The 14,523-nt window shown below is 50.3% G+C and carries 15 protein-coding genes; 11 read left to right on the forward strand and 4 right to left on the reverse strand.

The features are described from left to right. Positions 1-120 precede the first annotated feature (120 nt). Positions 121-909, forward strand: coding sequence for a C40 family peptidase (locus GC097_RS29785; RefSeq protein ID WP_171686891.1), 789 nt, complete (start codon positions 121-123; stop codon positions 907-909). Between the two features lie 320 nt (positions 910-1,229). Here the strand turns inward: GC097_RS29785 and GC097_RS29790 are convergent, their stop codons facing one another. Further along, the gene (locus tag GC097_RS29790; protein ID WP_246294541.1) at positions 1,230-1,724 is read right to left on the reverse strand and encodes an NUDIX hydrolase; all 495 of its coding nucleotides are present in this window, start codon (positions 1,722-1,724) and stop codon (positions 1,230-1,232) included. A gap of 178 nt (positions 1,725-1,902) precedes the next feature. Between GC097_RS29790 and thrR the strand changes: the two genes are divergently transcribed. From thrR to GC097_RS29815, 5 genes are all read left to right on the forward strand, one after another. Further along, positions 1,903-2,388, forward strand: coding sequence for a transcriptional regulator ThrR (gene thrR / locus GC097_RS29795; RefSeq protein WP_312875747.1), 486 nt, complete (start codon positions 1,903-1,905; stop codon positions 2,386-2,388). A 30-nt stretch (positions 2,389-2,418) separates the two neighbouring features. Then, on the forward strand, positions 2,419-3,705 hold the full coding sequence (locus GC097_RS29800; RefSeq protein WP_171686893.1) for a homoserine dehydrogenase: 1,287 nt from the start codon (positions 2,419-2,421) through the stop codon (positions 3,703-3,705). 27 nt (positions 3,706-3,732) lie between these two features. Then, a complete protein-coding gene (gene thrB, locus GC097_RS29805; RefSeq protein WP_171686894.1) occupies positions 3,733-4,710 on the forward strand; it encodes a homoserine kinase in 978 nt (325 codons plus the stop codon). Beyond that, the gene (gene pheA, locus GC097_RS29810; protein ID WP_171686895.1) at positions 4,707-5,570 is read left to right on the forward strand and encodes a prephenate dehydratase; all 864 of its coding nucleotides are present in this window, start codon (positions 4,707-4,709) and stop codon (positions 5,568-5,570) included. The genes thrB and pheA overlap by 4 nt, the downstream gene beginning before the upstream one ends. A 188-nt stretch (positions 5,571-5,758) precedes the next feature. After that, positions 5,759-7,111: a LysM peptidoglycan-binding domain-containing protein gene (locus GC097_RS29815; protein WP_171686896.1), complete on the forward strand. Its 1,353-nt coding sequence runs from the start codon at positions 5,759-5,761 to the stop codon at positions 7,109-7,111. Positions 7,112-7,182: 71 nt separating this feature from the next. On the opposite strand, the gene sigW is transcribed toward GC097_RS29815, so the two are convergent. After that, complete coding sequence (gene sigW, locus GC097_RS29820) at positions 7,183-7,794, reverse strand: RNA polymerase sigma factor SigW (protein ID WP_171686897.1); 612 nt, start codon at positions 7,792-7,794, stop codon at positions 7,183-7,185. A gap of 184 nt (positions 7,795-7,978) precedes the next feature. Further along, positions 7,979-8,194, reverse strand: a complete 216-nt coding sequence (locus GC097_RS29825) for a hypothetical protein (protein ID WP_171686898.1) — start codon at positions 8,192-8,194, stop codon at positions 7,979-7,981. Between the two features lie 116 nt (positions 8,195-8,310). Here GC097_RS29825 and GC097_RS35100 point away from each other — a divergent pair, with 116 nt between their 5' ends. The 4 genes from GC097_RS35100 to ruvB all read left to right on the forward strand — a co-directional run bounded on the left by GC097_RS35100 (position 8,311) and on the right by ruvB (position 11,249). After that, positions 8,311-8,976 (forward strand): BofC C-terminal domain-containing protein, encoded by a 666-nt coding sequence (locus GC097_RS35100; protein ID WP_171686899.1) that lies wholly within the window; start codon positions 8,311-8,313, stop codon positions 8,974-8,976. Between the two features lie 119 nt (positions 8,977-9,095). Beyond that, positions 9,096-9,599: a crossover junction endodeoxyribonuclease RuvC gene (gene ruvC, locus GC097_RS29835; RefSeq protein ID WP_171686900.1), complete on the forward strand. Its 504-nt coding sequence runs from the start codon at positions 9,096-9,098 to the stop codon at positions 9,597-9,599. Next, positions 9,596-10,228 carry a Holliday junction branch migration protein RuvA gene (gene ruvA / locus GC097_RS29840; protein WP_171686901.1) on the forward strand — a complete coding sequence of 211 codons (633 nt, stop codon included), beginning with the start codon at positions 9,596-9,598 and terminating at the stop codon, positions 10,226-10,228. The genes ruvC and ruvA overlap by 4 nt, the downstream gene beginning before the upstream one ends. Positions 10,229-10,238: 10 nt before the next feature. Next, positions 10,239-11,249: a Holliday junction branch migration DNA helicase RuvB gene (gene ruvB, locus GC097_RS29845; protein ID WP_167069207.1), complete on the forward strand. Its 1,011-nt coding sequence runs from the start codon at positions 10,239-10,241 to the stop codon at positions 11,247-11,249. A gap of 724 nt (positions 11,250-11,973) precedes the next feature. On the opposite strand, the gene GC097_RS29850 is transcribed toward ruvB, so the two are convergent. Further along, entirely contained in the window at positions 11,974-12,195 is a 222-nt protein-coding gene (locus GC097_RS29850) for a hypothetical protein (protein ID WP_171686902.1), read from the reverse strand. Positions 12,196-12,309: 114 nt separating this feature from the next. Here GC097_RS29850 and GC097_RS29855 point away from each other — a divergent pair, with 114 nt between their 5' ends. After that, positions 12,310-14,520, forward strand: a complete 2,211-nt coding sequence (locus tag GC097_RS29855) for a SpoIID/LytB domain-containing protein (RefSeq protein WP_171686903.1) — start codon at positions 12,310-12,312, stop codon at positions 14,518-14,520. Positions 14,521-14,523: the final 3 nt, after the last annotated feature.

Here is a 14,523-nt window from a genome sequence, read left to right on the forward strand (position 1 = left end):
CTGGGCTTGCGAATCACTATGAAAGGCAGCCCTTTCGATGCCGGATAGCTTGGCATTTGCAAGATCGCGAAAGTCGCTTGCTACAATGTGAATAAGCAAAACGCTAAGGAGGCACACATCATGAAAAAACAAATACTCACCCTAGCGCTAGTTCCAGCACTTGTTTTCGGCGCAATTACCGTCCCAATGCCCAAAGAAGCTTCGGCCGCAACAGCGACCGGTCAAATTGTGAGCTCCGTCAGTTTACGCCAAGGCGCAGACACGAATGCAGCACGTATCCGCTACTTGAAGGCGGGCGAGAAAGTAACCATTATATCCAAAGTGAATAATTGGTGGTACAAAGTAAAAGCATCCGATGGTAAGGAAGGTTACATTAGCACCAGTTCGAAATACATTACAACGTCTGGCGTAACAACGCCGGAAAGTTCTAATCCCAATAATAACAATGGCTCCAGCAGCGGATCGGTCAGTGAGAAAGTACAAAAAGTGATTGCTGCAGGCAAAAAATATTTAGGCACGCCCTATGAATACGGCTCCAGCCGGGATAATACCAATACGTTTGATTGCTCGGATTTCGTTCGCCAGGCCTTCTTGGACGGCATTGGCTTGAAGCTGCCAAGCGACTCCAGAGGTCAAGGGAGCTATGTAAAGTCGCTCGGGAACGCCAAGACGGATTGGCATGATTTGAAACCCGGCGATCTCATGTTTTTCATGTCTTACAAAGGGACAAGCAAGTCGGCATACAGCGGTGTGAATAAGTCCACGCAGACAATTAACCATGTAGGTATTTATTTAGGAAACGGACAAGTTCTGCATACATATTCCAAGGATAGTGGCGGAGTTCGTATTGACTCCATCGAAAACCGTCACTGGGAATATCGTTTCTTATTTGGCGGCAGTGCCATTTAAGCGCAATAATGGACATAGTCAATATTCAGGAAAAATGAACAAAGGAGTTAAGCGGCTTGCGTCTGCTTAACTCCTTTGTTTTTTTGCATTTATGGGCGAGCGAAAGTCGCCTTGTGTTCAACATAAGGGAAAAGTTCCCTCTAATTTGACTGCAGAAGCATGTCAGATCCATTTAACAGGAAAAACTACCTCTATTTGCGCTGATTTCATGAGAATTCGTTGAATCCGCTCAAAGTAACGGGAGTTTTTTCATCTATTTCCCCTGCGAGGTCCACTTTCGAGCCATTTAGAGGGAGATTTTCCAGTTAGTTTACATTCTTCTATACTTCTTTAGGATCAACGAATGGATTCCAATGAATCGTGGGCAGACCGCTGTCTTTGCTAACGCCGGCGGAGCCGATCCAAGGGTCTGGGGCAGGTCCATTGGCTAAATAATGCTCAAGCAAACTGCGAAAAATAAAAGGAAGAGGACGTTCGAGAACAAGTTCTCTCGGAACCCAATGCAGCTCACCTTCGGGAGTGGTAATGCGGGGGGTGACATCGGTAGAGCCAACATAGAAAAACTGCTGTCTCACTTCCTGGCCGTTTAATCGCAGTAAAATATACTGCAGGCGCAGTCCGTGAATCTCATCGTGTTCAATGCCGGTTTCCTCCCAGATTTCCCGAAGACAGGCGGCACGCGGATTGCTTAGCTCATCTGGCTCCAAATGGCCGCCGATGGCTGCCCATAGTCCAGGCGACAGTGTACGCGTTAAGGAACGTTTCATCATTAGTAATTCGTCTCGGCTGTTCCACAGGAGAGCTGTAGACATCATTCGGAGTGTAATCATAGTAGCGGTCCCTTTCTTTTTCTAGTACACTCAGCTTAGCACAAGTAAACTGGCTCCTGCAAAGAAGCTAGTTTAAGAGTAATTTGCCTATTGCTTCAAACGGCATGATTCGATATAATGTCCTCTATAGATAAACAATAGTCTTTCTAGAGAGGACGGTAACGTGGTGCCGGAAAGCAAAGAGTTTTTACAAACGATCAAGCACACCGGTCCTGAGAGGTACTATTTAGTCCGGGAAGATATTTTGCCGGAAGGCGTGCTGAAGACGGTACAGGCGAAGGAGCTGCTGGCACGGGGCGAAGTGAAGACGATTCACGATGCTGTTGAACAAGTCGGGCTTAGCCGTAGCGCTTTTTATAAGTACAAGGATGGCATTCACCCGCTAAGTAAGCTGGAAAGAGAGCGTATCATCACGATTTCGATGGATTTGGAGCACCGGTCGGGGATTTTGTCCCGCGTACTGGCGCTTATAGCTAATTTGGAAGGCAATGTACTTACCATTCATCAGACGATTCCGCTTCAAGGAATGGCCAATGTCGTCATTTCTGTGGAAACCACATCGATGGGGGAAGAGATTCGTCAAATATTGGACCGGCTTCAGTCGCAAGAGGGAGTCAAGCGTGCCATGATCATCGGTCAAGGCAGTTAAAATAGAAATCGTATTCGGGAGGCTAATGAAATGAAACCGATCAAGGTTGGATTACTCGGACTGGGCACAGTAGGAACTGGTGTTGTGCGTATTATTGAAGGTCATCAAGAGGATTTACAGCGCCAAACAGGCGCTGCCATCGAAATTGCCAAAATTTTGGTACAAGATAAATCAAAGCTGCGCAACATTTCCGTCGATGCTGACAAGCTTACGGAGAATGTGTGGGATGTGATCAGCGATAATGACATTGATGTCGTCGTTGAAGTGATGGGCGGCGTTTCCGCTACGAAGGATCATATATTAACGGCGCTGGGCAACGGGAAACACATCGTGACGGCGAACAAGGATCTTATGGCGATGCACGGTGCTGAAATTTTGGCGAAAGCAGCGGAGCACGGCTGCGACGTTTTCTATGAAGCCAGTGTGGCCGGCGGTATTCCGATCATTCGCGCGCTCGTAGAGGGTTTTTCCTCCGACCGCATTACGAAGATCATGGGGATTGTTAACGGAACAACCAACTACATTTTGACGAAAATGAGTCAAGAAGGCGCCGCCTATGCCGATGTGCTGAAAGAAGCGCAAGCGCTTGGCTACGCAGAAGCCGATCCGACTTCCGATGTGGAAGGGCTGGATGCCGCTCGCAAAATGACGATTCTTTCCACTCTTGGCTTCCACGCCAATGTTGCGCTAAGCGATGTTGAAGCGAAAGGAATATCGGGCGTATCGAAAGAGGATATCCAATACGGCAAAAAATTAGGATACGAAGTAAAGCTGCTTGGTATCGCTGAAAATCACGACGGCCATATTTCGGTCAGCGTTCAACCTACAATGGTGAAAAACTCTCACCCGCTTGCTTCCGTAAATGGCGTCTTCAACGCAGTGTACGTGACCGGTGAAGCGGTAGGCGAGACGATGTTCTACGGAGCCGGCGCAGGCGAATTGCCAACGGCAACATCCGTCGTAGCCGATTTGGTTGCCGTTGTGCGCAACTTAAAGTTGGGCGTGAATGGACGCAGGGTGCTTGCGCCTTACAAAGAGAAGAAGCTGAAGACAGACGAGCAAATTGCGTGCAAAAACTTTATTCTTTTGCACGTTGAAGATAAAGCGGGTGTGCTTGCGCAAATTACGCAAATTTTTGCACAGCATGAGGTTAGCCTGGAGTCTGTGTTCCAGCATCCGAATAAGCATAATCCTAAGGCTGAAATTATCATCATTACGCATGACGCGAACCAAGCCAGCATGAAAAATGTGCTGAAACAGTTTGAATCCATGGACGTTATACATGCGATCAAAAGCGTGTACCGCGTTGAAGGGTAATTTATAGAAAAGAGGCGCAATTTCGAAATGAGTTATAAGGCAGTGCAAAAGGTAAGAGTGAAAGTGCCGGCAAGCACGGCAAACTTAGGTCCTGGCTTTGACTCACTGGGGATGGCCTTGAATTTATATGCCTGGATCGATATGGCCATCTCGGATCAGACCACGATTCACTTGATCGGTGATCAAATGCACGGGATTCCGACGGATAAGACGAATTTAATTTATAAAGTCGCTCAGATGGTGTTTCAAGAGGCGGGCGTCTCTCACCCTGAGCTGGATATCTCGATGTACAGCGAAATTCCGCTTACCCGCGGACTGGGCAGCAGCGCGTCAGCGATCGTGGGAGCTCTTGCAGGCGCCAACGCGCTCATCGGAAATAAGCTCACAACGTACGAGCTGTTTCAAATCGCAAGCCGCCTAGAGAAGCACCCGGACAATGTAGGGGCGAGCCTTTTCGGCGGGATTGTGGTTGCGTTCTGGGACGGCGAGAAGGCTGAATCCATTCGGATCGAGCCGGACCCGAAATTGGAAGTGCTGGTGGCGATACCGGCCTTCCAGCTTGCTACAGAGAAGGCGAGAGGGGTCATGCCGAAGGTGGTGCCGATGAAAGATGCGGTGTTCAACCTCAGCCACTCTTCTCTGCTTGTTGCCGCGCTTAGCACAGGCAATCTCGGAATGATCCGTCATGCCATGAAGGACGCGCTGCATCAGCCGTACCGCGCTGCGCTCATTCCCGGCATGAAGACGCTCCTGGAGGAAGCCGAGAACCATGGTGCGCTTGGGGTTGCTCTCAGCGGAGCAGGGCCTACGATGCTAGCGCTTGTGGACCAGCGAAGCGGCCGTAAGGCGGAACTGGAAGCTTTTCTGAAGGAGACGCTGGCCAAAGAAGGGATAGACGCCCAGACGCTGTGGTTAAAGCCAAGCGGCGAAGGCGTCACGACGACGCTGCTTCTCCAAAGTGACGGGGATCTTCAATCATTCGTGGAGAAGGAGGTTCTTGCATGAAGAAAGTAGCGATTCTTGGCCCTAGCACGTTCTCGGAAGAAGCTACCCGCCATTTTCTAGGCGAGGATTTTACGTACGTTTCTTATAAACTAATTTCGGAAGTGTTCAATGCGACTGCGTCGGGAGAGACGGAGCTTGGTGTGATTCCGATCGAAAACACGCTGGAAGGCTCCGTTCACCTGCATGTGGACTGGCTCGTTCACGAAGTGGATCTTCCGATTCGGGCGGAGTGGGTATTTCCCATCGATATGAATCTGATCGGCTACGCGAGTCCGGAAGGCCAAGCGGATGAATCCAATCCATACGGCCATATCCGCAAGGTGCTGTCTCATCATGTCGTACCTGCGCAGTGCAGCCGTTTTATGAAGCAGTATTTAAGCGGAGCTGAATTTGAACAAGTCAGTTCCACGGCAGAAGGCGTACGCATTGTTGCCAACCTGCAGGACCCGTCTGTAGCGGCCATTGGGACGGCGATTGCTTCAACGAATTATGGCGTCCCCATGCTGCAAAGAGAGATACAGGATCATAAGGACAACATGACGCGCTTCTTGCTTGTCGGTGCGGAAGCTTCGGAGCTGAAGCCTTCGGAAAACATGAAGACAACGATTCTTGTCACGCTGCCTGAAGATTTTCCGGGTGCCCTTCACCAAGTGCTCTCGGCTTTCGCATGGCGGAGAATCAATCTGTCCAAAATTGAGTCCAAGCCTACCAAAAAGAAGCTGGGCACTTATTATTTTTATATCGATATTGCGGGCTCCTTGGATTCCGTTCTGCTCCCGTCGGCAATTCAAGAAATTGAAGCGATCGGGTGTCAGGTCCGCATATTAGGTTGCTATCCTAGTTATTCATATACGAGTTAATTCCACTTTCCTCCGGCATGTCAGCGCGGGGGATTTTTTTTGTCCGAGAGGGGCAAAAGCCCAGATGCGCGCATAAGATGTAATATCATTGTGAATAAGAAGGTGGCTTAGCTAGCAAGTTTCTTGAGAAAACACTGTGATTAAGCTTCCGAAGCCAGTTTTTTCTAACGAAAAAAGGAGGTAAAGTGTTGAAAATCCATATTGTCAAAAAGGGAGACACTCTGTACGAACTTGCAAAAAAATACCACATCACATTGGATCAGCTCATTGCATTCAACCCGCAAATTGCTGATCCGAATCAACTGGATATCGGCATGAAGGTGAAAATACCTTCCAAACCGAAACCGGTCGAACCGCCTGCGAACGAGATTGTGTATAAGCACATTGTTCAGCAGGGAGACAGCTTATGGAAACTTGGCAAAGCTTGGGATGTGCCGCTTCCGGCCATGATTGCGGCCAATCCGCAGCTGAAAAATCCCAATGTACTTATGACGGGGGAAGTCGTGTATGTTCCCAAATTAAATCTTGAAGGCGAAGCCATGCAGCCGCCATCGTCGTCCAAACCGTCGACAATGCCTTTCGATCATATGCCGGAGGCTCAGCCGGTGGAACCGATCGAGGCCAATCAGCCAGCGCAAGAGGCCATCCCGGAGGCAGCGCCGCCAATGATGCCGATTGCGCAAGAGCCCATCCCGGAAGCTGCGCTGCAAGCGCCAAGTATTCCTGCTCCAGCACCTAAGCAACCTGGAGTTCCTTTGACTTCGATGCCGGAAGTGCCTGAGGCGGAGCCAGGGGTTATTTCGCTGGAAGAACCGTATGAGCAGCCAGCCGTTCATCCGTTCAAGCAGTTCCATATTGCGGCGACAGAAGTATTTGCTTACCCGGGTTCGGAGCAGCATGAGGCTGACGCTTTTCCGGCATTTTCGCCGTATCAGCATCATCAACATCATCATCAGCAGCATCAACAGCCTTGGGAACAAGCTCCTCTCAACGCTCAGCAGAACTCATTCCCGGTGAGCAGCGAAGGCTGCGGCTGCGGTGGACCGTCCATGATGGAACAACCGTGGATGGCCGCTCCGGAAGGGTTTCCATCCGGTTTCGCAGCAAGTCCATGGGATGGCCATCAACAGGGTGTCCACCACGGCTTCCACGAAGGCTATCACCACGGCATGCCTGTTATGCCTAGCTCATACGCGCCGGGCTTTCCTCATGACATGGGGCAGGCTATGCATGATCCGTTTGCCTTTCATCCTGGCCCATATGGCATTCCCTATGCCGGAGATCACTATCAGGCCCCATACGAGTCGCCGATGATGCCGCAAGTGCATACTCACCAACTTGCCGAAGAGACCGATAAAGAAGAAGTTGTTGAAATTGACATTCGCAGCAATAAGCCGTCGAAGTCCAAAAATGGCCGCAGCTCTTCCAAGAAAGCGAAATCGTCGGGCAATGACTCGCTCCATGCGTTCTTGAAACGTCAGCAAAGAGCGTCCTTGGAGAATGAAGAAGCCAAACCGAACGTTCCGTGGATTAATTTCTGAAAGTAACGAAAAAGCCTCCTAAACCACGATTCAGTGGTAAAGGAGGCTTCTTCATTGGCGGATTGCGAAATTTAGGCAATCATCCCGATAGTGAAAAAGACCATGAGGCCGACGACGAAATTCATGCCCCATTTCTTACGGAGCAATTCGCGCCCGCGGTGCAGACGTGTTTTTACCGTAGTAATCGGCAAATTCAGCTTCGTGCTAATTTCCTGGAGCGAGTGCTCTTCCAGGTAGTAGAGCGTGATGACACTTTTATATTTATCGGCCAATTTGTTGATGGAGGTGTGCATATGATCTTGAATTTCAGTTTGGAGAACAGCGTTCTCGGGCGACTGATCTTGGCTTGCCAGCTTGCTGTAGTAGCTGTAATCATCGTCATGATCGTTCAGTTCGGCATCTAAGGATTGAACGGGCCGTTTTTTGCGCAGCAAATCAATGGCGACATTTTTGCCGATCCGATAAATCCAGGTAGAGAAATTTTGACTCTCATCGTAGTGATTCAGGTTTAAATAAACGCGGATAAATGTCTCTTGGACGATATCCTCCGAATCGGGCCTGTTATGAAGCATACGGAAAGCAAGCTTTTGTATTTTGTTACGGTATAACTCGACTAATTCGACAAAAGCGTTGCGGTCGCCCCGTCTGGATAATTGAATTAATTGAAGTTCTGCGACATTCATGGTGTTTCCCCTCCTTAGAGTTTTCGTAAGAAAACTGACTTCGAAAAGATTAGGCTTTACCGTTTGCGTTAGAAAATCAGCGGGCAGCCTGTTTCAAATATATATCGTTTTCCGTGGATAAGTATGAGAATATTTCATCTACTTCTGACTATATCATTTCTGCGGCAACAGTCAAATTATATAGCTATTTTATACTTAGTTTATTCCCATTTGTTACCGGATTTATGGAGGTTTGGTTACTTTTTGGATTATTGGAAGGTTGGGAGGCAGATGTTGAGCGCGGAGTGGACACGCCTTTTTCGATTTTGGTGACTTCGTTCCAAATGGCAACGGCTCCCCACAATAGGACAACTCCGATGATCAGGAGCGTTGTACGCTTAATCCGTCTTTTACCTTTCATGATAGAGCTTCACCGTCCGTCTTGATTGGTTTGATGCTTCTCTCTATGGTAAATGATGTATAGCGCCTCATGCAAATGGTAACAATACGGAAAAAAGAGAATAGAAGGGGATTTCAGTGAATGTACAACGTTTTTTGAAACATTGGAAAAGAAGGCTGCGTTGGAAACGCAGTTGGTTGACATTAGGGATGATCTTCCTTGTAGGTGCGGTAGGTTCCATATTATATGCGACGAATAGTTTCCCGGGTGCGGGCGATCCTCCGTCTCAAGCTGTCATGGCTGCGCAGTCGCCGGAAGACGATCAACGTCTGAAGGAAGCTGAAGCGACACTCAAACGGATAACAGATAGCAGAGAGAGCTACTTGCTTAAGTCTTACGTATGCGGGGAGGAACGGAGTACGCTCGGCCTGCAATCCTCCGATCAACTGCTGAATATGCAGGTGAAGCATCCGAACTGGATACTCAGCGTTAGTCCTAATGGAAATGTCACATTTACCGAAAACATCGATGATTTGTCTCCGGCTTGCAAGGAGAAGGCGGTATTCGGCATTGACGGAAGCAGCAATCTTTCGTTGTTTAACGGCACTCCCGCGAAGGATAACTTGATACGGACGTTTTTTCAATTAAATATCAAGCATTTGGAAAGCAGCTTACCCCTTGATGCGGTGCAAAAGCTGCGCGAGGGCATCCGCATCTCCGATATGGAGGAGTATAATAGCGTATTATCAACATTCAGCGATTATGCCGTGGAAGAGACGGAAAAAGCGATGACAAGACCATAATTAAACAGATGATGATGAGGTAGATGAGGGGAATCCCGAGTCTATCTCTTTTTTTTGTTATCTGCTATAATGGGAAATGACTACATATGTTCGCTTTTTTTAGATGGGAGAGAAATGCTGTGCGTATTCTGGGGATTGATCCGGGGATCGCGATTGTAGGTTTTGGCTTTATTGATAAAATTGGCAGTAAGCTCGTTCCTGTACAATATGGTTCCATTCAGACGAAGGCACATACGGATCCAGGTCTAAGACTGAAGGATGTTTACGACGCTACAACGCAATTGATAGAAAAGTATAAACCGGACGCGATGTCCATAGAGAAGCTCTTTTTCAACCGTAACGTAACGACGGCATTTACTGTTGGGCAAGCGCGCGGGGTTATGATCCTGGCCGGTGTTCAGGCAGGTCTGCCGATCGCGGAGTATACACCGCTGCAAGTGAAGCAGTCGGTTGTCGGCTATGGGAATGCAGAGAAGCACCAAGTCCAGGAAATGGTCAAAATTTTACTCAAACTGTCGCAGGTGCCTAAGCCTGATGATGTAGCGGATGCTCTTGCGATTGCTATTTGTCATGCGCATTCTTCTGCTTTGCAATCCAGAATAAATGAGGTCAGAAAAAGATGATAGATTTCTTACGAGGAAAAGTTGCGCTTCGCGAAAGCGAGTATGCGGTACTGGATGTGAACGGCGTAGGCTATCGTGTGTTTTGCCCTAATCCTTACGCGCTTTCGCATAAGGAAAACGAGGATGTTACCATGTTCATCCATTATCATGTGCGCGAAGACGCTCATTTGCTATTCGGATTCATCTCACGCGATGAGCAGGCCTTATTCCGATTGCTGCTGGATGTGACGGGGATTGGGCCGAAGGTGGCGCTGGGCATTCTTGCGGCCGGAGGCAGGCCGGAGGCGGTCATTTTGGCAATCAGCCAGGAAAATCTGGCTTTCTTGACCAAGCTGCCAGGCATTGGCAAGAAGACGGCTCAGCGGATTATATTGGACCTCAAGGACAAGTTAGGTTCCGTGACGTTCTCCAGTCCTGAAGCTGCAGTAGCCCTAAGCGTAGTTGGCTCAGCTCAGATTACGGAAGGCGGTCAAGCCTGGACGGAAGCCAAGGAAGCTCTGATGACGCTTGGTTACACGGAAGCGGAAGCGGATCGCGCATGGCTGCAAGTGAAAGAAAATGCGAACCCGTCGGATTCCGTAGATGTATTGATGAAGCTTGCTCTGAAAGCTTTGTATACGATGAGTTAGGAGGATCACCATGGATAATGACCGGATTATATCGGCTAATTTGATGATGGAGGACAGCGCCATAGAGTACAGTCTGCGTCCCCGTTATTTGGCTGAATATATCGGCCAGAAGCAGGCTAAGGAGAACCTCAAGATTTATATTGAAGCAGCCAAAATGCGCAAGGAAGCGCTGGATCACGTGCTGCTTTATGGACCGCCAGGGTTGGGGAAGACGACCCTGTCCAACATCATCGCCAACGAGCTTGGCGTGAACATCAGAACGACCTCCGGCCCCGCTATCGAGCGGCCGGGCGATTTGGCTGCCATCCTGACGAATTTGCAGGAAGGCGACGTGCTGTTCATCGACGAAATCCACCGCCTCCACCGTACGGTGGAAGAGGTGCTGTATCCGGCGATGGAGGATTTTGCCCTTGATATTATTATCGGCAAGGGTCCGAGCGCACGCTCGGTGCGGCTGGACTTGCCGGCGTTTACGCTGATCGGCGCGACGACGCGCGTCGGCTTGTTGTCTGCGCCGCTGCGCGACCGTTTCGGAGTCGTCAGCCGGCTGGAGTTTTATACGGTGGAGGAGCTCACCTACATCGTCTCCCGGACGGCCGACATCCTGCAGGTCGGCATCGTCGGCGAAGCTGCGCGCGAGATCGGCATGCGCTCGCGCGGAACACCGCGTATCGCGAACCGCTTGCTGAAGCGGGTGCGCGATTTCGCGCAGGTGAAGGGCGATGGCATCATCACGCTGGACATCGCCAAAGAGGCGCTGAAGCGCATCCAGATCGATGACCTGGGTCTGGACGAAATCGATCATAAGATGCTGAGAGCGATCATTCAGAGCTTCCAGGGCGGTCCTGTCGGCCTGGAGACGATCGCTGCCACCATCGGTGAAGAGAGTCAGACGATCGAGGACGTCTACGAGCCTTATTTGCTGCAAATTGGATTTTTGCAGCGTACTCCGAGAGGGCGGACCGTTACGCCGCAAGCGTATCATCACCTTGGTTTGCCGGTGCCGGAACAACGGTCATAAGGATCACAAAGAAGGGGCCGATCGGCTCCTTTTTTTGGCTTTAGCCAAGAGAGCTTGGCGATGCGGCTGGAGGTTGGTGTCGAATTTGGGGAGTCGGCGGCTAGTCGAAGCGCTGTGGAGTGAGGGCCCCGGGCTGACTGGGTGGTGGAACTTTAGCTCGTGGAACTTTAGCTCGTGGAACTTTAGCTCGTGGAACTGCGTTCGTGGAACCCCAGCTCGTGGAACTCTGTTGGTGGATCTCCGCTTGCAGGACTCCCACTCGCTGAACCACGCTTGTAGAACTCCCACCCCCAAAGGGAACTGTAGTCCACTATTCAGCTGGAAAACGGCATTTTGGCGGTTGAAGGGGAACTACAGGGCTCTATTTTGCCATTTTTGGCCGATATGTTGGGCTAGTCAGACGAATAAGGCCCTGTAGTTCCCACTAAAATGAGCAACTGGCCGTTTTCGGCGAAATAGAGGCTCTCAGTTCCCTTATGCTAGACCGAGTGTTCCATATGCGCGAGGTTGTAGAACTCTAGCTCGTAGAACTTTGCCCGCTGAACTCCACTCATGAACTCCGCACGTAGAACTCCAACTAGTTGAACTCCACCGCTGAACCCCACCCGCTGAACTCCCACCCCAAAAGGGAACTGTAGTCCACTATTCAGCTTGCAATCGGCATTTTGGCGGTTGAAGGGGAACTACAGGGCTCTATTTTGCCGTTTTTGGCCGAAATGTTGGGCTAGGCAGACGAATAAGGCCCTGTAGTTCCAACTAAAATGAGCATCTGGCCGTTTTCGGCGAAATAGAGGCTCTCAGTTCCCTTATGCTGGACCGCTGGCGCTCCGCCGAATGCTCCGCCGAACGCTCCGCCGAATGCTCCGCCGAATGCTCCGCCGAATGCTCCGCCGAATGCTCTGCCGAATGCTCTGCCGAATGCCCACCGAATGCTCCTTATGCGCATGGTACTGGTATTTTTGCGCTCCGGCCTTTTTTATTATTCTACGAAACAAAACTTCTGCCGCATGCTAGAGTCTAACTTAGTAGAATGCTGCAAAAGGAAAGGAATTATTGTCGAATGAAACGAAGAAAAAAGCTGCTAGCCACTAAGACCCTCGCATTAATTACGACGGCTGCTTTGACTTTTGGAACATTTCAGGTGCAGGGCGTCCCAGTCACAGCTTATGCTGCGGGAATAAAACATCTGGATGAAGTGCGCGTTGCTCTATTCATAGATTCAACCAAATATAAATTGATAGAACCGGTTACCACGTTTAGTTCGACCAGCGGAATGGACATCAGCGTGCGCAGTGCCGTCGGAGCCGTCGATCAGCTGTGGCTTTCCGTTCCGGATACTGTCATCCGCGTGTCGCTGGATCAATACAGTGTTATGATGCTGGAAACTGCGGACTTTGCTTCAGCTAAGGGACTATATGCCAAGCTTGCCACGATGGCGGCAGATGGCTATGTGCTAAGTCGGGTGAAGCAAGGGAAAACCGTGTACCAGGTGTTTTACGGCAGCTTCCCAACCAAGGAAGCGGCTGATAGCGCTGCCACTCAGGCGCTTAGAGACGCAGCGGTCGCTGCGTTCACCAAACAAGTTCCGCCGGCAGTGACAGGTCCGCTCCACTTAAGCGCAGGCACGTATGCCACGGAGGCTGCTGCTTTGCAGCAAGCGGCTGTTTATGCCGGTGCAGGCATCCAGGCAGATGTGGCCTTGCAAGAAGATGCCGCTGGGAAGCCGCCCGTCTTCAGCGTATGGGTTGGCAATGAAGCGACTCCCGCCCAATTGGAGACTGTGAAGCAGGCGGCTTTGCAAGCGGCTCCAGGCATCCCTTTGCAAGCTGCCAACACCAAGGCATCTTATCTCATTCGAAGATCGGATGTAACGGCGTCTGCGAACGGAACCGCATCGGTTCCACATTATGCAGCAGGGACCGGTCAGCAAAAAACCATGATTCATCCGAAAGTTGAGGGCATTGCGGTAAAAGAAAAAGCGGACCGCAAATACCGTGGCGACATGGAAGTCAGTACATATCAGAATAAATTAGCATTGGTGAATGAAGTGCCGATGGAATCCTACTTATATGGCGTGTTAGGCGCAGAGCTCGGCGCAGGGTGGCCTGCGGAGGCTTTGAAAGCGCAAGCCGTCGCTGCCCGGACATTTGCCATCAAGCAGGGAAATAAATATGAAATCGCACAAGTGACGGATACAACGCTGGATCAAGCTTATTACGGCATGCAAAAAGAGTTTGCTGCAGGCAATCAAGCGGTTGATGCCACGAAGGATGAAGTCATTTCGGATAAAAGCGGATTGATTTCCCCTGTGTTCTCATCCAATTCAGGAGGCATGACGGCAGACCCGTCAGAGGTTTGGGGAAATCCCGCAGCTTATTTGCGCAGTGTGGTTAGCCCCGATGACGGCGCAGAAAAAGGCAAAGCGATTTGGTACCGCGTCCAAATGGGGAGTGGCCGAATCGGATATGTGTCAGGCGTATATTTGAAGGATAGCGGGCAAAAGAGCAAGGATGGCGCTTCCTACTATGAGGCGACCGAACAGGGCGTTAATGTGCGTTCGGCTCCATACGTGGACAACATAGCGAATCCCTCCATTGATCAGCTTGCTGCAAAGGAAAAAGTGCTCGTTTTGGGTCAGGAAAAAGAGTCCAACGCTTATTCATGGATAAGAGGCCCTTATACGGCCAGCGAGATGAAAAGCAAATTAGCGGCAGCAGGGGTAACGGTGAATGGGGAACTGACATCGCTGGAAGTATCTGGGCGCGGCCCTTCCGGTAGGGTCACTGAGCTTAAGGCGAATGGTGTTGTGGTGAAAGTTCCCTATCCTGACGCCTTGCGCACGGTACTTGGCGGATTGCCCAGCACATTGTTTGAAATTGAAGGAGCGGGAAGTTATACTGGTAATACCTCGCAAGGAACGAATCTGGCCATTGTGGGAGCAGGAAGTACCCAGACCGGCAGCGCCGGTGCCGACTCCGTCTATGTGCTGTCAGGCAATCAATCCCAACCGACAGTGTTGAAGAAGACGGATTTGACAGCGTTAGGTACAAGCGGGCTGGCTAAACCAACGGATAAGCCGGGAACCCCAACCGCACCTTCCGTCACGCCAACCGCGCCAACGCAAGCCAAACAATTCGTTTTCCGGGGTACAGGCTATGGGCACGGGCTAGGGATGTCCCAATGGGGAGCAAGAGGTTTTGCTGAACAAGGCTATGATTACAAAAAAATACTTCAGACATATTATGCTGGAGTCAACATAACTAAGGAATGAATA

The organism is Paenibacillus planticolens, assembly GCF_013141725.1.
Lineage (GTDB): Bacteria > Bacillota > Bacilli > Paenibacillales > NBRC-103111 > Paenibacillus_E > Paenibacillus_E planticolens.

Bases quoted from the DNA above. Each gene is read 5' to 3' on its own strand.
- GC097_RS29790 (WP_246294541.1), bottom strand. From the start codon at position 1,724: ATGATGTCTACAGCTCTCCTGTGGAACAGCCGAGACGAATTACTAATG.
- GC097_RS29800 (WP_171686893.1), top strand. From the start codon at position 2,419: ATGAAACCGATCAAGGTTGGATTACTCGGACTGGGCACAGTAGGAACT.
- pheA (WP_171686895.1), top strand. From the start codon at position 4,707: ATGAAGAAAGTAGCGATTCTTGGCCCTAGCACGTTCTCGGAAGAAGCT.
- ruvB (WP_167069207.1), top strand. From the start codon at position 10,239: ATGGATAATGACCGGATTATATCGGCTAATTTGATGATGGAGGACAGC.
- GC097_RS29785 (WP_171686891.1), top strand. From the start codon at position 121: ATGAAAAAACAAATACTCACCCTAGCGCTAGTTCCAGCACTTGTTTTC.
- thrB (WP_171686894.1), top strand. From the start codon at position 3,733: ATGAGTTATAAGGCAGTGCAAAAGGTAAGAGTGAAAGTGCCGGCAAGC.
- ruvA (WP_171686901.1), top strand. From the start codon at position 9,596: ATGATAGATTTCTTACGAGGAAAAGTTGCGCTTCGCGAAAGCGAGTAT.
- GC097_RS29825 (WP_171686898.1), bottom strand. From the start codon at position 8,194: ATGAAAGGTAAAAGACGGATTAAGCGTACAACGCTCCTGATCATCGGA.
- GC097_RS29850 (WP_171686902.1), bottom strand. From the start codon at position 12,195: ATGCGCATAAGGAGCATTCGGTGGGCATTCGGCAGAGCATTCGGCAGA.
- GC097_RS29855 (WP_171686903.1), top strand. From the start codon at position 12,310: ATGAAACGAAGAAAAAAGCTGCTAGCCACTAAGACCCTCGCATTAATT.
- sigW (WP_171686897.1), bottom strand. From the start codon at position 7,794: ATGAATGTCGCAGAACTTCAATTAATTCAATTATCCAGACGGGGCGAC.